At 63.8% G+C, this 14022-nt stretch carries 11 protein-coding genes; 4 read left to right on the top strand and 7 right to left on the bottom strand.

Features of this window, described 5'->3' with window-relative positions; translation table 11 throughout:
• Positions 1–3: 3 nt before the first annotated feature.
• Both V8Z78_RS18515 and V8Z78_RS18510 read right to left on the bottom strand, forming a co-directional pair.
• On the bottom strand, positions 4–2277 hold the full coding sequence (locus tag V8Z78_RS18515) for a protein-disulfide reductase DsbD family protein (protein WP_179627186.1): 2274 nt from the start codon (positions 2275–2277) through the stop codon (positions 4–6).
• Between the two features lie 100 nt (positions 2278–2377).
• Positions 2378–3973, bottom strand: coding sequence for an MATE family efflux transporter (locus tag V8Z78_RS18510; protein WP_179627185.1), 1596 nt, complete (start codon positions 3971–3973; stop codon positions 2378–2380).
• A 96-nt stretch (positions 3974–4069) separates the two neighbouring features.
• Here V8Z78_RS18510 and V8Z78_RS18505 point away from each other — a divergent pair, with 96 nt between their 5' ends.
• The gene (locus V8Z78_RS18505) at positions 4070–4945 is read left to right on the top strand and encodes a creatininase family protein (protein WP_349731887.1); all 876 of its coding nucleotides are present in this window, start codon (positions 4070–4072) and stop codon (positions 4943–4945) included.
• Positions 4946–5050: 105 nt separating this feature from the next.
• Here V8Z78_RS18505 and V8Z78_RS18500 read toward each other — a convergent pair whose 3' ends face one another.
• The 3 genes from V8Z78_RS18500 to V8Z78_RS18490 form a co-directional block, all read right to left on the bottom strand.
• Positions 5051–6037: a Bug family tripartite tricarboxylate transporter substrate binding protein gene (locus V8Z78_RS18500; protein ID WP_012836837.1), complete on the bottom strand. Its 987-nt coding sequence runs from the start codon at positions 6035–6037 to the stop codon at positions 5051–5053.
• A 101-nt stretch (positions 6038–6138) separates the two neighbouring features.
• Positions 6139–6588, bottom strand: a complete 450-nt coding sequence (locus V8Z78_RS18495; RefSeq protein WP_012836838.1) for a hypothetical protein — start codon at positions 6586–6588, stop codon at positions 6139–6141.
• 48 nt (positions 6589–6636) lie between these two features.
• Positions 6637–7314 (bottom strand): histidine phosphatase family protein, encoded by a 678-nt coding sequence (locus tag V8Z78_RS18490; RefSeq protein WP_179627182.1) that lies wholly within the window; start codon positions 7312–7314, stop codon positions 6637–6639.
• 286 nt (positions 7315–7600) lie between these two features.
• Between V8Z78_RS18490 and V8Z78_RS18485 the strand changes: the two genes are divergently transcribed.
• The 3 genes from V8Z78_RS18485 to V8Z78_RS18475 all read left to right on the top strand — a co-directional run bounded on the left by V8Z78_RS18485 (position 7601) and on the right by V8Z78_RS18475 (position 11304).
• Complete coding sequence (locus V8Z78_RS18485; protein WP_003065551.1) at positions 7601–8629, top strand: extracellular solute-binding protein; 1029 nt, start codon at positions 7601–7603, stop codon at positions 8627–8629.
• Positions 8630–8834: 205 nt separating this feature from the next.
• Positions 8835–10487 (top strand): ABC transporter permease, encoded by a 1653-nt coding sequence (locus V8Z78_RS18480; protein WP_041743883.1) that lies wholly within the window; start codon positions 8835–8837, stop codon positions 10485–10487.
• A gap of 157 nt (positions 10488–10644) precedes the next feature.
• Positions 10645–11304: an ABC transporter ATP-binding protein gene (locus tag V8Z78_RS18475; protein WP_003065547.1), complete on the top strand. Its 660-nt coding sequence runs from the start codon at positions 10645–10647 to the stop codon at positions 11302–11304.
• A 14-nt stretch (positions 11305–11318) separates the two neighbouring features.
• Here V8Z78_RS18475 and V8Z78_RS18470 read toward each other — a convergent pair whose 3' ends face one another.
• Positions 11319–12245: a PhzF family phenazine biosynthesis protein gene (locus V8Z78_RS18470; protein WP_179627404.1), complete on the bottom strand. Its 927-nt coding sequence runs from the start codon at positions 12243–12245 to the stop codon at positions 11319–11321.
• A 225-nt stretch (positions 12246–12470) separates the two neighbouring features.
• A complete protein-coding gene (locus V8Z78_RS18465) occupies positions 12471–13652 on the bottom strand; it encodes an aminotransferase-like domain-containing protein (RefSeq protein ID WP_349731885.1) in 1182 nt (393 codons plus the stop codon).
• Positions 13653–14022: the final 370 nt, after the last annotated feature.

Raw genomic sequence — 14022 nt, 5'->3', positions numbered from 1 at the left:
GGCCTAGATCTGTTTGAGTGCGTCAAGCACCTCGCTTTTGGAGAGCAGCTCGCTCAGCACCACAGGCTGCTTGCCGGGCAGGTACAGCACGTAGACGGGGACGCCGCTGCGCCCCAGCGATTGCAGTGCCTGGGTGATGGCTGGGTCTTGGCGTGTCCAGTCGGCGCGCAGCAGCTGCACCTGGTGCTGCGCAAAGGCAGCAAGCACCTCGGCATTGCTGAGCGTGGTGCGCTTGTTGACCTGGCAGGTCACGCACCAAGCGGCCGTGAAGTCCACAAACACCGGCTGGCCCGAGGCATGGGCAGACTGAACCTTGTCTGCCGACCAGGGTTGCCAGAGTTCGCCGGCCTGTGTTTGAGCCTGGCCCGCAGGCTCGGCCTTGATCAGCGGCAGGGCGTAATAGGCCACGCCAGCGGCCAGCAGCAGGGCGAGAGCGCCGAGGCTGATGCGGCTCTTGCCGCGCAGGCCCAGGGCCCAGATCAGCGCGGCCAGCACCAGCAGCAGGGCCAGCAGGGCCGCAGCGGCATCCATGCCGCCCTGATGGCCCAGCACCCAGACCAGCCAGACCACAGTGGCAAACATGGGGAAAGCCATGGCGTGGCGGAAGGTCTGCATCCAGGGGCCGGGCCGCGGCAGCCAGCCCACGACGGAAGGCACGAAGCTGGCCAGCAGATAGGGCAGGGCCATGCCGACGCCGAGTGCGGCAAACACCGTCAGTGCCTGCGCCGCAGGCATATCGATGGCAAAGCCCAGCGAGGCCCCCATGAAGGGCGCCGTGCAAGGCGAGGCAATCGCCACGGCCAGCACGCCGGAGAGAAAGGAGTCCAGCACCGGGTTGCGTGCCTGGGCGCTGGCAATGCGGCTGGGCAGCAGGCTGCCGAACTCGAACAGTCCGGCCAGATTCAGCCCCAGCACGGTGAACAGCGCTGCCAGCAGCGACACGACCACGGGTGACTGCAGCTGGAAGCCCCAGCCCAGCTGCTGGCCCGCCGCGCGCAGGCCCAGCAGCAGTGCGCCGAGTGCCACAAAGGACAGCACCACGCCGGCGGTATAGGCCAGGCCGCCCAGTTTCTGGGCCTGGCGGTTCTGGCCATGGCCCGCAAAGCCCAGCACCTTGATGGCCAGTACGGGAAACACACAGGGCATGAGATTGAGGATCAGGCCGCCGATCAGGCCGCCCAGCAGGGCCGCCAACAGACTTGTGCTGCTGACGCTGCCCGAGGTCTGGGCAGGAGCTGTTGCATTCTTGTTCGCTTCCAGTGCGGCAGCGAGCGCGGGGGAAACGCCGGTCAGAGTGGCGGGCGTCCATTGCCCCTGCACATCCAGCGTGCTGCGCCAGGCGATAGGCTGACCATTGTCCAGGGCCGCAGCGCGGTCCTTGCCCGCCAGAGCCACAACAATGGCCAGTTGCGGTGGCGTATCGCTGCGCATATCGGACAGCGGCAGACCTTCAGCGACCCAGTCGTCGCCATCCCAGCGTTGTTGCCAGTCTTTGCCAGATTCGGCAGCATGCTTGAAGGTTTCGGCATTTTCGGGGTAGAGCTCCAGCGTTTTGCCCTTGATCGCAGCCGGCAGGCCCGCGACACGCAGATGGATACGGTCGTCAGCGATCTTGGCATCGGTGGCTGGCTGCACGCTGGCCTGGCCATTGCCGTTCAAGGCCACGGGTTGCTGTGCCCGGGCCTTGAGGAAATCTTCACTGTTGGCGGCGGTGCTGCCGACCACGGGAATCTGCAGGGTGAACTCGCCGCTTTCGGGGATGCACTCCACGCGGCAGATCAGCCAGCTGGCGGAAAGATGAACCTCCACCATGCCGGATGCGGGAGCCTTGAAGTCGTTGGCGACTTTGACCGGGATGGGCAGCAGCACGGTGTTTTCATAGCCGTAATTGACCAGCGGCCCCACCCGCAGCGCATGGGGCGTGGGCCAGTCAATGCTGCCGGTGCTCAAGCCCGATGGCAGCTGCCATTGCAGTTCGGTCGGCAGTCCTGAGTCGCCCGCGTTCTTCCAGTAGGTATGCCAGTCGGGTTCATGCGCGAGCTTGAGTCCCAGCCAGAAACTCTGGCCGGCGGCAATTCCCTCGGGGGCATGGGCTACCAGTTCGGCCCGTACACGCGGGGTTTGCACCAGGGCGGTGGAGTTGCTGGCTGATGTTCTGAGCTGAATTCCGGCTGTGGCGGTTGTGGATAAAGCGCTTGCAGCTATCAAAAGCAAGGCAATCAGCCAGAGCGCAAGCAGCGACAGGCGAGGGCGGCGTGAAGAAGTGGCAAAGAGCATGACGTTGGTAAGAGCCTGGGCCAGTATTTTGGTTCCTGAACCGCAGCAGTATGGTCAGCGGTGATTAAGTCGGTATGAGTGCATCTGCCGTCAAGCGGCTTCAGGATTTGTCCACAGCCTGGGCCTGATTGGCCACGGGGCTGGGCGGCTGACCACCGACTTCGGCCGGCATGACAATGCGCTCGCAGTTGCTGGCGTTGTTCAGCAGTGCATCGGCATCGACGGAGGTGTTCTCGGAGGTTTCCGGAGGGGCTTTGATTGCAGGTTCGGTTTGCCTGGTGGGCAGCATGTGCGCCTGGCGCCAGTTGCCCCAGCGGTAGTAGGCCAGCATCATCAGCATGGAGCAGACGGAGCTGATGGGAAAGCTCCACCAGATGGCATCCACGCCCATCACGGGTTGCAGCCAGCGCGCCACGGGCACGCGTATGCCCCACATGGCAATTGCCAGGATGAGCACCGGCGCCATCACGGCCCCCGTGGAGCGCACCACGCCGGCCAGCACAAAGGTCACGCCGAAGAAGAGGAAGGAGCCTATGGCAATGTGGTTGAGATGGCGGGCCACCTCCAGTGAGGGGCTGCCGCCGGGCAGAAACCAGCCCAGCACATGGCGGTCCAGCAGCACGATGAGGACGATCAGGCTGCCCGTCATCAAGAGATTGCCCAGCATGCCTGCATTGGCCGTGGCGCTGACACGCCTCCAGAGCCCTGCTCCCACGTTCTGCGCAGCCATGGACGAACAGGCCGCGCCTATGGCCATGGCCGGCATCTGCACATAGGTCCACAGTTGCAGCGCGGCGCTATAGGCGGATGCGGTCTGCACACCATGCTCGTTGACCATGGAAATCATGGCGATCATGGCCAGCGAGATCATCACGATCTGCACGCCCATGGGCAGGCCCTTGACCACCAGAGTGCGCACAATCGTCAGATCGGGCTTGAACAGCCCCAGCTGCCGGCGACCTATCCACAAGGGATGGCGGCGCAGGCGTAGCCAGCCCAGCAGGGCAAAAAAGCTCACGGCATTGGCAATCAGCGTGGCGACCGCCGAGCCCTGGATGCCCATGCGCGGCACGGGCCCCCAGCCAAAGATCAGCAGAGGGTTGAGCGCCATGTCCAGTGCCACGACGGCGAGCAGAAACCAGAACGGCGTTCGGGTGTCTCCCGCGCCGCGCAGGGCCGCCGTCACAAAGCTGAACATGAACAGCAGTGGAATGGCCAGAAAGATGACCTTGAGATAAGCCTCGGCCAGCGGCAGCGCTGCCTCGGGTGTGCTCATCCACTGCATGAGATGGCGCGACAGCGGCCAGCCCAGCAAGGCAATCAGCAGTGAGACAACACCAAAAAACGTAGCGCTGGTGCCAAGTACACGCTTGGCTTGCGCGATGTTTTTCGATCCCATGCTCTGGGCGATCAGGATATTGGTCGCCATGCTGATGCCGAACACCGCACCGATCAGCGCAAACATCACATTGTTGGCATTGGCGGTGGCCGTCAGCGCGGCCTCGCCCAGGTGACCGCCGACCCAGATGGCATTGACCGAGCCGTTGAGCGACTGCAGCACATTGCCGGCCAGAATCGGCAGGGCAAAGACCAGCAAGGTGCTGGCAATCGGGCCCTGGGTCAGATCGCGGGTCTGGGGCTTGGAGGTGGCGGTGCGCGCACTCTGGCGCGGGGCGCTTGCGGAGGCTTCAGGCATCGGGCCATTGTGGGGCATGTCGTCCGGTTGCGGATGACGGGAGGTAGGACCGAAGTCGGGAGCGAGACGTGGTTTTGTGGAGCTGGCGCAGCTACGATGATGGTCATGAGCAATACCCCGACCACTCACGCAAGCGCGCTTCCCAGCTGGCCGTCACGCTTCTGGGCCCAGGCCTCGGCCCATGACTTTGCCCTGGCCCAGAGCAATGGTTTGGCCGCCGATACCGTGGCCGTGCTGCCCGTGGCTGCGGTGGAGCAGCATGGGCCGCACCTGCCGCTGTCGGTGGATGCCAGCCTGATAGATGGCGTCATCGATGCCGCTCTGGCGCAGCTGCCCGCCGAGCTGCCGGTGCTGTTTCTGCCGTCGCAGAACATCGGCTTTTCGGTCGAGCATACGCACTATGCAGGAACCTTGAGCCTGCAGCCTGCCACACTGATTGCGCTGTGGACAGAGCTGGGCGCCTGCGTGGCGCGCGCCGGCATCAGGAAGCTGCTGCTGCTCAACGGTCATGGCGGCCAGGTCAGCGTGATGGACATCGTTGCGCGCGAGCTGCGCATCCGGCATGGCCTGCTGGTCTACAGCGCCAGCTGGTTCGGGCTGGTGGATGATGTGGCCAACCAGCAGTTCTGCGCGCATGAGCACCGCTTCGGCATTCACGGCGGCGAAGTGGAGACATCGATGATGCTGCACCTGGCGCCCGAGACCGTGCATATGGAGCGTGCGCAGAACTTTGCCTCCAGCTCGGAGCTGCGGGCCGGAAAATACCACTTCATCGGCAATGGCCGCAGTGCCAAGCTGGGTTGGGCCATTGAGGACTACAACCCGGCCGGAGCCGTGGGCAACTCCGCCGCCGCGACGGCCGAGCGCGGCGCGGCCATGGTGCATTCATCGGCCGAGGGCCTGGTCAGGCTGCTGGGCGAAATTCATGACCTGCCCCTGAGCACGGTGGGAAACCAGCCGCAGCCGCTTTGAATTCAGGAGCTTCTCACGCAATAACAGTCTGCATTTGCAGGCTGTTTTGTTTTGAAAATCAATGCTATCAAGCGTTAGAAGCTACTGAAAACATAGTCCTTGCTGTCATTGCTTCGGTATTTTTGCCTGAGCAATCACATCGCCCCAGCGCTTGATTTCCGATTGCAGCAGCTTGGCGGTCTGCTCTGGCGTGCTGGCCTGGGCCTGCACATTCAGTTCGCGCAGCTTCTTGGCGACCTCGGGGTTGTTGACGGCGGCGTTGATTTCCTTGTTCAGACGCGCGATCACGGGGGCTGGTGTCTTGGAGGGTGCAGCCAGCGCATTCCAGGACGAGGCCACAAAGCCCTTGACGCCGGATTCCTGGGCCGTGGGCACATTGGGCAGCAGCGGCGAGCGCTTCTCGCCCGTCACCGCGAGCAGGTTCACGGCCTTGGAATTGATCTGGCCCATGATGGGCGTGAGAATTTCCACGGCCGCATCGATCTGCTTGCCGCGCAGCGCGGTCACCACGGCGGGTGTGCCGTTGAAGGGCACGATCTGAGCATCAATGCCGGCCGTGGTCTTGAACAGCTCTGCCGCCAGGTGCTGGGTGCTGCCCACGTTGATGCTGCCCAGGTTCAGCTTGCCGGGATTGGCCTTGGCATAGCTCACGAGTTCGCCCAAATTCTTGAAGGGCGATTTGGCATCGGTGATGACGCCGATGTCGAAGTAGCCCAGCGTGGAGATGGGCGTCAGGTCCTTGACCATGTCGAAGGGCAGATTGTTGAACAGATTCACCGTGACGGCGCTGCCGTTGGACATGAGAAACAGCGTATGTCCGTCGGGCGCCGCCTTGGCCACGGTGTCGGCCGCCACGATACCGCCCGCGCTGGGCTTGTTGTCTATGACCACGGGCTGGCCGAGCTGGGTGGACAGCTGCTGGGCCACGACACGGGCCGTCACATCGGCAACGCCGCCGGCCCCGAAGGGAACGACGATGCGGATGGGTCGGTTGGACAGGCCTTCGGCCTGGGCGGTGGCAGCAAATCCGCTCAGCAGGGCAGCCCCCGCTGCGGCACTGATCAGGGATTGGGTAAAACTGCGGCGTTTCATGCTTGTCCTTCTGTCTGAAACTTTTATCCCAAGAGTGTGCCGCCGAAAGATGCCCGGAGGCAGCCGCAAAGCGTTCTGTCTGCTATGCCGCACAGGTATGGCTAGTTACCGCTTGCTTGCAGGGTATCCAGTCCCCAGTGATGCATGACCTCGCGCACTATCAGCAGGGCGGCTGCATGCTCGGGGGTCTGCGGCAGCTGCGGGTCGGCATGGCCGGGCTGCTGGGCCTGGCGCGCCAGCAGCTCGAACAGGTTCTCGATGGCCTCGCGTGACGCCTGGGTGGCTTGCGGGTCGGCTGTGGCACTGTGGATCAATTGCCGCAGCAGCGGGGCTGTCGTTTGCAGCAGACTGGCGCCTGCAGGCAGCCAGCGCCCGGCCGGCATGACGGCATCCTCGACATCGGCAATCGCGTTTTCCAGCATCAGCGCATTGGGCATGCGCTGGGCAAAGGCCTTGACCAGGGTTGCAATGCCTATGGGCAGCCGGTGCTGCTGCGCGCCTATGTCAAGCGTCAGCGCCGTATCGCCAAGGCTGAGAAAGATGGAGTCCATGCAGGACTTGTAGCAGCTTGTGTTTGCCTGCGCCGGGGTCGTGGGTGATCAGGCTGCGGTGACCCAGTCTCTGTACTCGAGCCCATCCAAATGATTGAGCGTATTGAAGCTTTGCAGCATCAGCCGCTTGGGGCTGATGCTGAACTCGGTCACTGCAATATTGCGCAGCCGCATATTGAGGGCGATGGTCACCTCGGGCGCGGTTCCAAGCACCTGGCCCACGGCCGCAGAGATGGGGCCGCCGCTGCTGACCAGCAGCACGTTCTGGCCGCTGTGCTGGTGGCGTATCTCCTCGAGCACCTGGTGCACTCCATCCGCAAAACCATTCCAGTCAGGCATGCCGACCGGGCTGATGGTACCTCCCATCCATTGCGCCAGCGCGTCGCACAGCAGGCGGAAATGATGGCGGTACAGCTCGGGCGTATCGGGCCTGGGCAGAGGGCCAGGGTGGATGGCGCGCAGCAGGGCTTCGCTGTCGTACTCGTTGAGTCCGGGCCGGTTTTGTGCCTCGGGGCTGGAAGCGCTGCCCAGACCCTGGACTATGCCGGCCAGCGTCTGCTGATGGCGCTTGAGCGTGCCTGCATAGACGGCGTCGAACTTCAGACCTCGCTCACGCCAGTATTCACCCAGACGCACGGCCTGTTCCTGGCCGCGTGGGCTGAGCTGGTCGTAATCATCCGCGCCAAACGAGGCCTGGCCATGGCGCACAAGGTAGAGGTTTCCCATGGCGCGGATGTTGGGCCTTGGCCGCTTGCTGCGCTGTCATGCCTGCGACCAGGTGGCGCTTGGGTGACAGCGGACTGGTTCGCATTTCCGCATCTCGCATCGGGATTGAGGTACAGGCATGGCCTGGCGCTCGGTTAAGATAGTTGAGAGCTATTCTCAAAAACATAACAACACGCTCCGCTTTCGGTACTGGTTCACGGATCTCTTGCACTTGGCTGGCAGGAGGCTTGTCGATTTCGAGGCGGAGCGTGTTTTTTTTATGCCTGTTCACCTTCTGGAGCCCTCCATGTTTCGACGACCCCTGTTTGCACTGGCCGCCGTTGCCAGCCTGTGCGCCCCTGCGCTGTCCGCCCACGCCGAGGACATCACGCTCTATACCACCCGTGAACCGGCACTGATCCAGCCCTTGCTGGCGGCCTTCACGGCGCAGACCAAGATCGGCGTGAAGACGGTCTTCGTCAAGGACGGCCTGCTGGAGCGCGTCAAGGCCGAAGGCCAGCGCTCGCCTGCCGATGTGTTGATGACGGTGGATATCGGCAATCTGCTGGATCTGGTGGACGGTGGCGTGACCCAGCCAGTCAAGTCCAGCATTCTGGAAGCCGCCATTCCTGCCCAGCTGCGTGCCGCAGACAATCAGTGGTTTGCGCTGTCCATGAGGGCCCGCGTGCTGTATGCCGAAAAGGACATGAAGATCGGCGCCTTCCGCTATGAAGACCTGGCCAAGCCGCAGTTCAAGGGCAAGGTCTGCAGCCGTGCCGGCCAGCACCCCTACAACACGGCGCTGATTGCCGCCATGATTGCCCATGACGGCGAGGCCAAGACCGAGCAGTGGCTCAAGGGCGTCAAGGCCAATCTGGCACGCAAGGCCACAGGTGGTGACCGCGACGTGGCGCGTGACATTCTGGGCGGCATCTGCGATGTGGGCCTGGCCAACACTTATTACGTGGGCCATATGAAGGCGGCCAAGGAAGGTACGGACGCACGCAAGTGGGGTGATGCCATCAAGGTCGTCAAGCCTACTTTCAACGATCCCAAGAGCGGCACGCATATCAATATCAGCGGCGCCTCGGTGGCCAAGCACGCGCCCAACCGCGATCAAGCCGTGAAGCTGCTGGAGTTCCTGGTCTCCGAACCGGCCCAGAATATGTACGCTCAGGCCAACTACGAGCACCCTGTGCGCAAGGGCGTGGCGCTGGACCCCGTGGTGGCCCAGAGCATCGGCGAGATCAAGATCGATCCGCTGCCGCTGACCGAGATTGCCAAGCACCGCAAGGCTGCCAGCGTGCTGGTCGACAAGGTGGGATTCGACAAGTAAACACCCCTGAGCGGCCCCGCCGCTTCCCCTCTCTCTATGCGCTGCGCACTAGGGGAGGGGACGACAGCATTGCAGCGGGACGGCCCTTGCTCGCTGTCCCTTGCTTGGGAGCATGCTTGTTTTAGCATTGCGCTCCTGTTTGAGCCCCTTTGCTGGGGCATGTCTGTTTCTGGGCCCTTGGTCTTGCCGTGATCGTTTTGTCTTGATGTTTTCTTATCTTCGTTCAGGGCTCAGGCCCGTTGGGCCGGTGTGGCAGGGCGCAAGCTGGTTGATTGCGCTGGGGGTGTTTGCGCCCATTGCCTCGCTGGCCTGGCTGGCGCTGGGGGCGGACTGGGCGCACTGGCAGGATCTGCTGCGCTATGTGCTGCCCGATGCCGCAGCCAATACGGCCTGGCTGCTGGGCGGGGTGGGTCTGGTGGTGCTGGTGGTGGGCACGGGCTGTGCCTGGCTGGTGACGGCCTGTGATTTTCCGGGGCGGCGCTGGCTGCACTGGGCACTGCTGCTGCCGCTGGCCATGCCGGCCTATATCGTGGCCTTTGCCTATCTGGACCTGCTTCACCCCATAGGCCCGGTGCAAGGCGCGCTGCGCTGGTTGCTGGGGTACGACAGCCCGCGTCAGTGGCGCCTGCCCGATCTTCGCTCCATGGGCGGTGCGATCTTCGTGCTGGGCTTCACGCTCTACCCCTATGTGTACATGACGGCGCGCTCCATGTTCATGACCCAGCCGGCGCATCTTATGGAGGCTGCACGCTCGCTGGGTGAGACCCGCTGGGGTGCTTTTTGGCGCGTGGCCCTGCCCATGGCGCGACCGGCGCTGGTCGTGGGCCTGAGCCTGGCGCTGCTGGAGACACTCAACGATATCGGTGCGTCCGAGTTTCTGGGCGTGCACACGCTCACGGTGTCGATCTACACCACCTGGGTCACTCGTTCCGATCTGGCTGGTGCCGCGCAGATTGCCTGCTCCATGCTGCTGGCCGTGGTGGCCCTGGTCTGGCTGGAGCGTCAGGGCCGAAGTCGTCAGCGCTTTGGCTCGGCCCAGCGCATGAGAGCCATAGCGCCGCACCGTCTGCCCGCAGGCAGGGCCTGGCTGGCAACACTGGCCTGCAGTCTGCCGGTGCTGATCGGCTTTGCTGCGCCAGCGGCCTATCTGGCCTGGGAAAGCGGCAAGCGTCTGGTGCAGGGCTCTGGCGTGTCCGAGGGCCTGGTATCCAGTCTGCTCAACACGTTGGGTTTGGCGCTGGGCGTGACCGTGATCGCGGTGGCCGCGGGTCTTGTCGTGGCCTGGGCCACGCGCACAGGCATCAGCACGCGAGCGCCTTCGCGCTGGCCCGCGCAGTTGGCGGCGCTGGGCTACGCCGTGCCGGGCACGGTGCTGGCCATCGGCCTGCTGACGCCTGCGCTGGCGTTCGACGCCGGGCTGGCCCAACTGTTCGGTATGAACGGCCTGCCGCTGATGGGGCAGGGCATTGTGTTGGTGGCTGCCTGCGTGATTCGCTTTCTGGTCATGCCCGTGGGCGGCATCGAGGCCGGACTGGCGCGTATTCCGCCGACGCTGGAGCAGGCATCGCGTCTGCTGGGCGAAAGCCGCCTGGGCACGCTGCGCCGCGTGCATCTGCCGCTGCTGCGGCCCGCCATGGCCACCAGTGCCATGCTGGTGTTTGTCGACGCCATGAAGGAGCTGCCCGCCACCTTGCTGCTGCGCCCGGCCGATTTCGACACCCTGGCCACCTGGCTCTATGCGGAAGCCGCGCGCGGCACCTATGAGGAGGGCGCGATCGCCGCGCTGTGCATTGTGGTCGCGGGGCTGGTTCCCGTTATGCTGCTGGCGCGCACGCAGCTGTCGGGTGGGCAGCGATGAATAAGCATGAAGATGGGCTGCGGCGCCTATGGGTATTACGCAAGCAGCTATTGAATATGAATAGGACTTACGCAAACAAGAATGCAACAATGGCCGGCCTTTTGAGGCAGTTGTCTTGCATGAACCCGTTTTGCGTAAGTCGTGATGAAGTGATTGCATGACCGCCTCTCTACAAATTGCGCAGCTGCAACTGGGCTATGACACGCCCAAGGGCTTGCACACCGTGCTGCAGGGCTTTGATCTGCAGGTGCCTGCAGGTCATATCGCCAGCCTGCTGGGGCCCTCGGGCTGCGGCAAGACCTCCGTGCTGCGAGCGATTGCGGGTTTTGAGCCGGTGCGCGCGGGAAGCATTCATCTGGGCGAGGTATTGCTCTCCGGCCCCGGCACGCATCTGCCTCCCGAGCAGCGCCATGTGGGCATGATGTTTCAGGAATACGGCCTGTTCCCGCATTTGACGGCAGTGCAGAACGTGGGCTTCGGCCTGCGTCGCATGGGCAAGCCAGAGCGCGACAAACGTGTGCAGGAGCTGCTTGCCGTGGTGGGGCTGGCGAATTCAGGTAGCAAGTTCCCGCACGAGCTGTCCGGCGGTCAGCAGCAGCGTGTGGCGCTGGCCCGCGCCCTGGCGCCGTCCCCGGCCTTGCTGCTGCTCGATGAGCCATTTTCCAATCTCGATGCCGCCACGCGCGAGCGCCTGACGCTGGAGGTCCGCGATATTCTGCGGGCCACCGGGCAGACGGCGATTCTGGTCACGCACAACGCGCAGGAGGCCGAAACCATGGCCGACCAGATCTGCAGGATGACGCCGGCCCAGCTCTGAGCCGGCTCTGAGGTCTAAAGCAGGACGCGGCCTGATGTGACGGTCACGGTATGGCCGCCCACCCAGAGCTTGCCGTTGGCGGCGGTCTGGACATGAACCTGTCCGTCACGGCCCACGCATACGCCTTGTGCGGCGATATAGGGCGTCTGCAGCAGACCCTCGCCCGTCAGCCATTGGGCCAGCGCAGCATTCAGGCTGCCGGTGACAGGGTCTTCGCTGGCGGTCTCGCCTATCAGGGCGCGCACTTCAAGGCGTGGCTGGGCTGGGGTCACTTTTTCTTGAGCTGCTTCTTCCGCCTGCTTGGCAAAAGCGCGGGCCTCGCGGCTGGAGCGGCCAATCAGCGGGGCATCCTCTTCCACCTCATAAATGGCCGCCAGACCTGCTTTGGTCCCCAGCTTTTTGAGTGCTCCAAAGTCTGGCTCCACACTCAGAACCGTATCGGGGTGGTCCAGCAGCATTCCCAGCCAGGGCGAGCCGTTGTAGAGGCTACGCGCCATCAGCAATTGTTCCCGCTGCAGGCCCAGGGCCTGCAGCACGGGTGCCAGCTCCTCTTCGGAAATCTCCTGGGAGTCGAGCGAAGGGGCTTCGAAAAACAGCGCACCTTGCGCATCGCAGCCAATGGCTACCAGGCCTTTTTGGCATTCCTGCAGTACCTGCTCGGGGTTGCGCGGCTGGCCGCCCTGGGCCAGCCAGGCATGGCAGCTGCCCAGCGTGGGGTGGCCGGCAAAAGCCAGCTCGCCCGCGGGCGTGAAGATGCGCAGCCGGTAGTCGGCGCCCGCAGCCAGCCCCTCAGGCGTGGGCTGCAGCACAAAAGTGGTTTCCGACAGATTGGTCCAGCGCGCGAAGGCCTGCATCTGCGCATCGCTCAAGCCATCGGCACCCAGTACCACGGCCACGGGGTTGCCGAGCAACGCAGTATGCGTGAACACGTCCACGGTCATATAGGGACGAGAGAGGGGGCTGGTATGTGCGGAGGCAGACATGGGCAGCGATTGTCGGCAAAAAGAAAAACCGGCGCAGAGCCGGTCGATGTGGCATTTCACATGCCATGGGGTATCAGAGACAGCGAGGAAGCGCCGCCGCGCACCGAGGCTGTCGTCCCCCTCCCGCATTGCGCAGCAAAGCGAGAGAGGGGGAAGGCGGGGCCGCCTAGGCGCGTCAGCGCCTCAGGGGGTGTTGCTGCGGATGGCGTCAGCCAGAGCAGCAATGCCAATATTTATCTGCTCGGCAGACACTGTCACATACGACAGGCGCAGCGTGTTGTTCTGCGCATCGCCGGCGTAGAAGGGCGCGCCGGGCACAAAAGCCATATTGCGCTCCACGGCCTTGGCCAGCAGGGCCTGGGCGTCCATGCCTGCAGGCAGCTTGACCCAGAGGAACATGCCGCCCACGGGACGTGTCCATTGCACGTCTAGGCCGGCCATCTCGCGCTCCAGGGCCATCAGCATCACATCGCGCTGAGCCTTGTACATGGCGCGGATGGTGGGCACATGGCGGTCCAGGAAGCCGTCCTTGATGACTTCGGCCACCACGCGCTGATTGAAGCTGGGGGTGTGCAGGTCGGCAGCTTGCTTGGCCTGGGTCAGCTTGCCGTAGACGGACTTGGGCGCGACGATGAAGCCGATGCGCAGGCCGGGGGCCAGCACCTTGGAGAACGAGCCCATGTAGATCACGCCCTCGGGGTTGCGTGCAGCCAGGGGCAGGGGAGGCTCCTGCTCGTACCACAGGTCGCCGTAGGGGTTGTCCTCGATCAGGGGAATATCCAGTTCCCTGGCCTTATCGACCAGAGCCTGGCGGCGCGCATCGCTCATGGTGCGGCCGGTGGGGTTCTGGAAGTTGGGCAGCACATAGGCCAGGCGGGCCTTGTCGGCGCCGCTGCCGATCTGCTTGGCAAAGTCTTCGATCAGCATGCCTTCGTCATCGCTGTCCACGCCCACGGCCACGGGCTCCATGGGAGTGAAGGCCTGCAGGGCGCCGAGGTAGGTGGGTTTTTCAACCAGCAGACGGCTGCCCTTGTCCAGGAACACCTTGCCGATCAGGTCCAGCGCCTGCTGGCTGCCGGTGGTGATCAGGATCTGCTCAGGATCGACGCTCCAGGGCAGGAAGTCGGCAATCGCCTGACGCAGCGGGGCAAAGCCCTCGGTGGTCGAGTACTGCAGGGCTGCGGCACCGTCGCGCTGCATCACGGTCTGGCAGGCTTCGGTGAACGCGTCCAGGGGGAAGGCCTTGGGGGAAGGCAGGCCGCCAGCCATGCTGATGATGCCGGGGCGGTCGGTCAGCTTGAGGATCTCGCGGATGGCGGAGGAATTCATCTTGGCAGCACGTTCTGCCAGCGTCCATGTTGTCATAAAACAGTACTCGATCTCTACGTTGCCAGCCCGGGCAGGGCTGGCCGGTGTGCATTCTCACGCCGTTGTCGGGCATGTGCCGGCCTGAGCTTGGGGCTCGGGATGCAATCGCTGCGGCGCACAAAGCGCTGCAACCATGCACCAGCAGGTGGGCTTATTGTGTCGCGGCCGGTTTGCCTGTGTGGGCTGGCGGGCAATTGCGACTGTTTGGTCTGCAGTCGGTGAGACTGCAGACCGTGACCATAGCCCTGTGTGGAGGGCGGCCAAGAGAGGTTGATGGACTCAATATACGCTTGAGACCATTACAGTACCTATACAGACAGTCTCACAATCATGGCTTCTGTATCGGTATTCGCTTCAATACAGTTCG

The organism is Comamonas sp. wu1-DMT (assembly GCF_040187805.1).
Classification (GTDB): Bacteria; Pseudomonadota; Gammaproteobacteria; order Burkholderiales; family Burkholderiaceae_C; genus Comamonas; species Comamonas thiooxydans.
This window is presented reverse-complemented; position numbering and strand designations above follow the sequence as displayed.

What these genes read in the sequence shown, in the direction of transcription:
- V8Z78_RS18465 (WP_349731885.1), bottom strand. Translation starts at nt 13,652, where the DNA reads ATGACAACATGGACGCTGGCAGAACGTGCTGCCAAGATGAATTCCTCC.
- V8Z78_RS18515 (WP_179627186.1), bottom strand. Translation starts at nt 2,277, where the DNA reads ATGCTCTTTGCCACTTCTTCACGCCGCCCTCGCCTGTCGCTGCTTGCG.
- V8Z78_RS18470 (WP_179627404.1), bottom strand. Translation starts at nt 12,245, where the DNA reads ATGACCGTGGACGTGTTCACGCATACTGCGTTGCTCGGCAACCCCGTG.
- V8Z78_RS18510 (WP_179627185.1), bottom strand. Translation starts at nt 3,973, where the DNA reads ATGCCTGAAGCCTCCGCAAGCGCCCCGCGCCAGAGTGCGCGCACCGCC.
- V8Z78_RS18505 (WP_349731887.1), top strand. Translation starts at nt 4,070, where the DNA reads ATGATGGTCATGAGCAATACCCCGACCACTCACGCAAGCGCGCTTCCC.
- V8Z78_RS18500 (WP_012836837.1), bottom strand. Translation starts at nt 6,037, where the DNA reads ATGAAACGCCGCAGTTTTACCCAATCCCTGATCAGTGCCGCAGCGGGG.
- V8Z78_RS18490 (WP_179627182.1), bottom strand. Translation starts at nt 7,314, where the DNA reads ATGGGAAACCTCTACCTTGTGCGCCATGGCCAGGCCTCGTTTGGCGCG.
- V8Z78_RS18475 (WP_003065547.1), top strand. Translation starts at nt 10,645, where the DNA reads ATGACCGCCTCTCTACAAATTGCGCAGCTGCAACTGGGCTATGACACG.
- V8Z78_RS18485 (WP_003065551.1), top strand. Translation starts at nt 7,601, where the DNA reads ATGTTTCGACGACCCCTGTTTGCACTGGCCGCCGTTGCCAGCCTGTGC.
- V8Z78_RS18495 (WP_012836838.1), bottom strand. Translation starts at nt 6,588, where the DNA reads ATGGACTCCATCTTTCTCAGCCTTGGCGATACGGCGCTGACGCTTGAC.
- V8Z78_RS18480 (WP_041743883.1), top strand. Translation starts at nt 8,835, where the DNA reads ATGTTTTCTTATCTTCGTTCAGGGCTCAGGCCCGTTGGGCCGGTGTGG.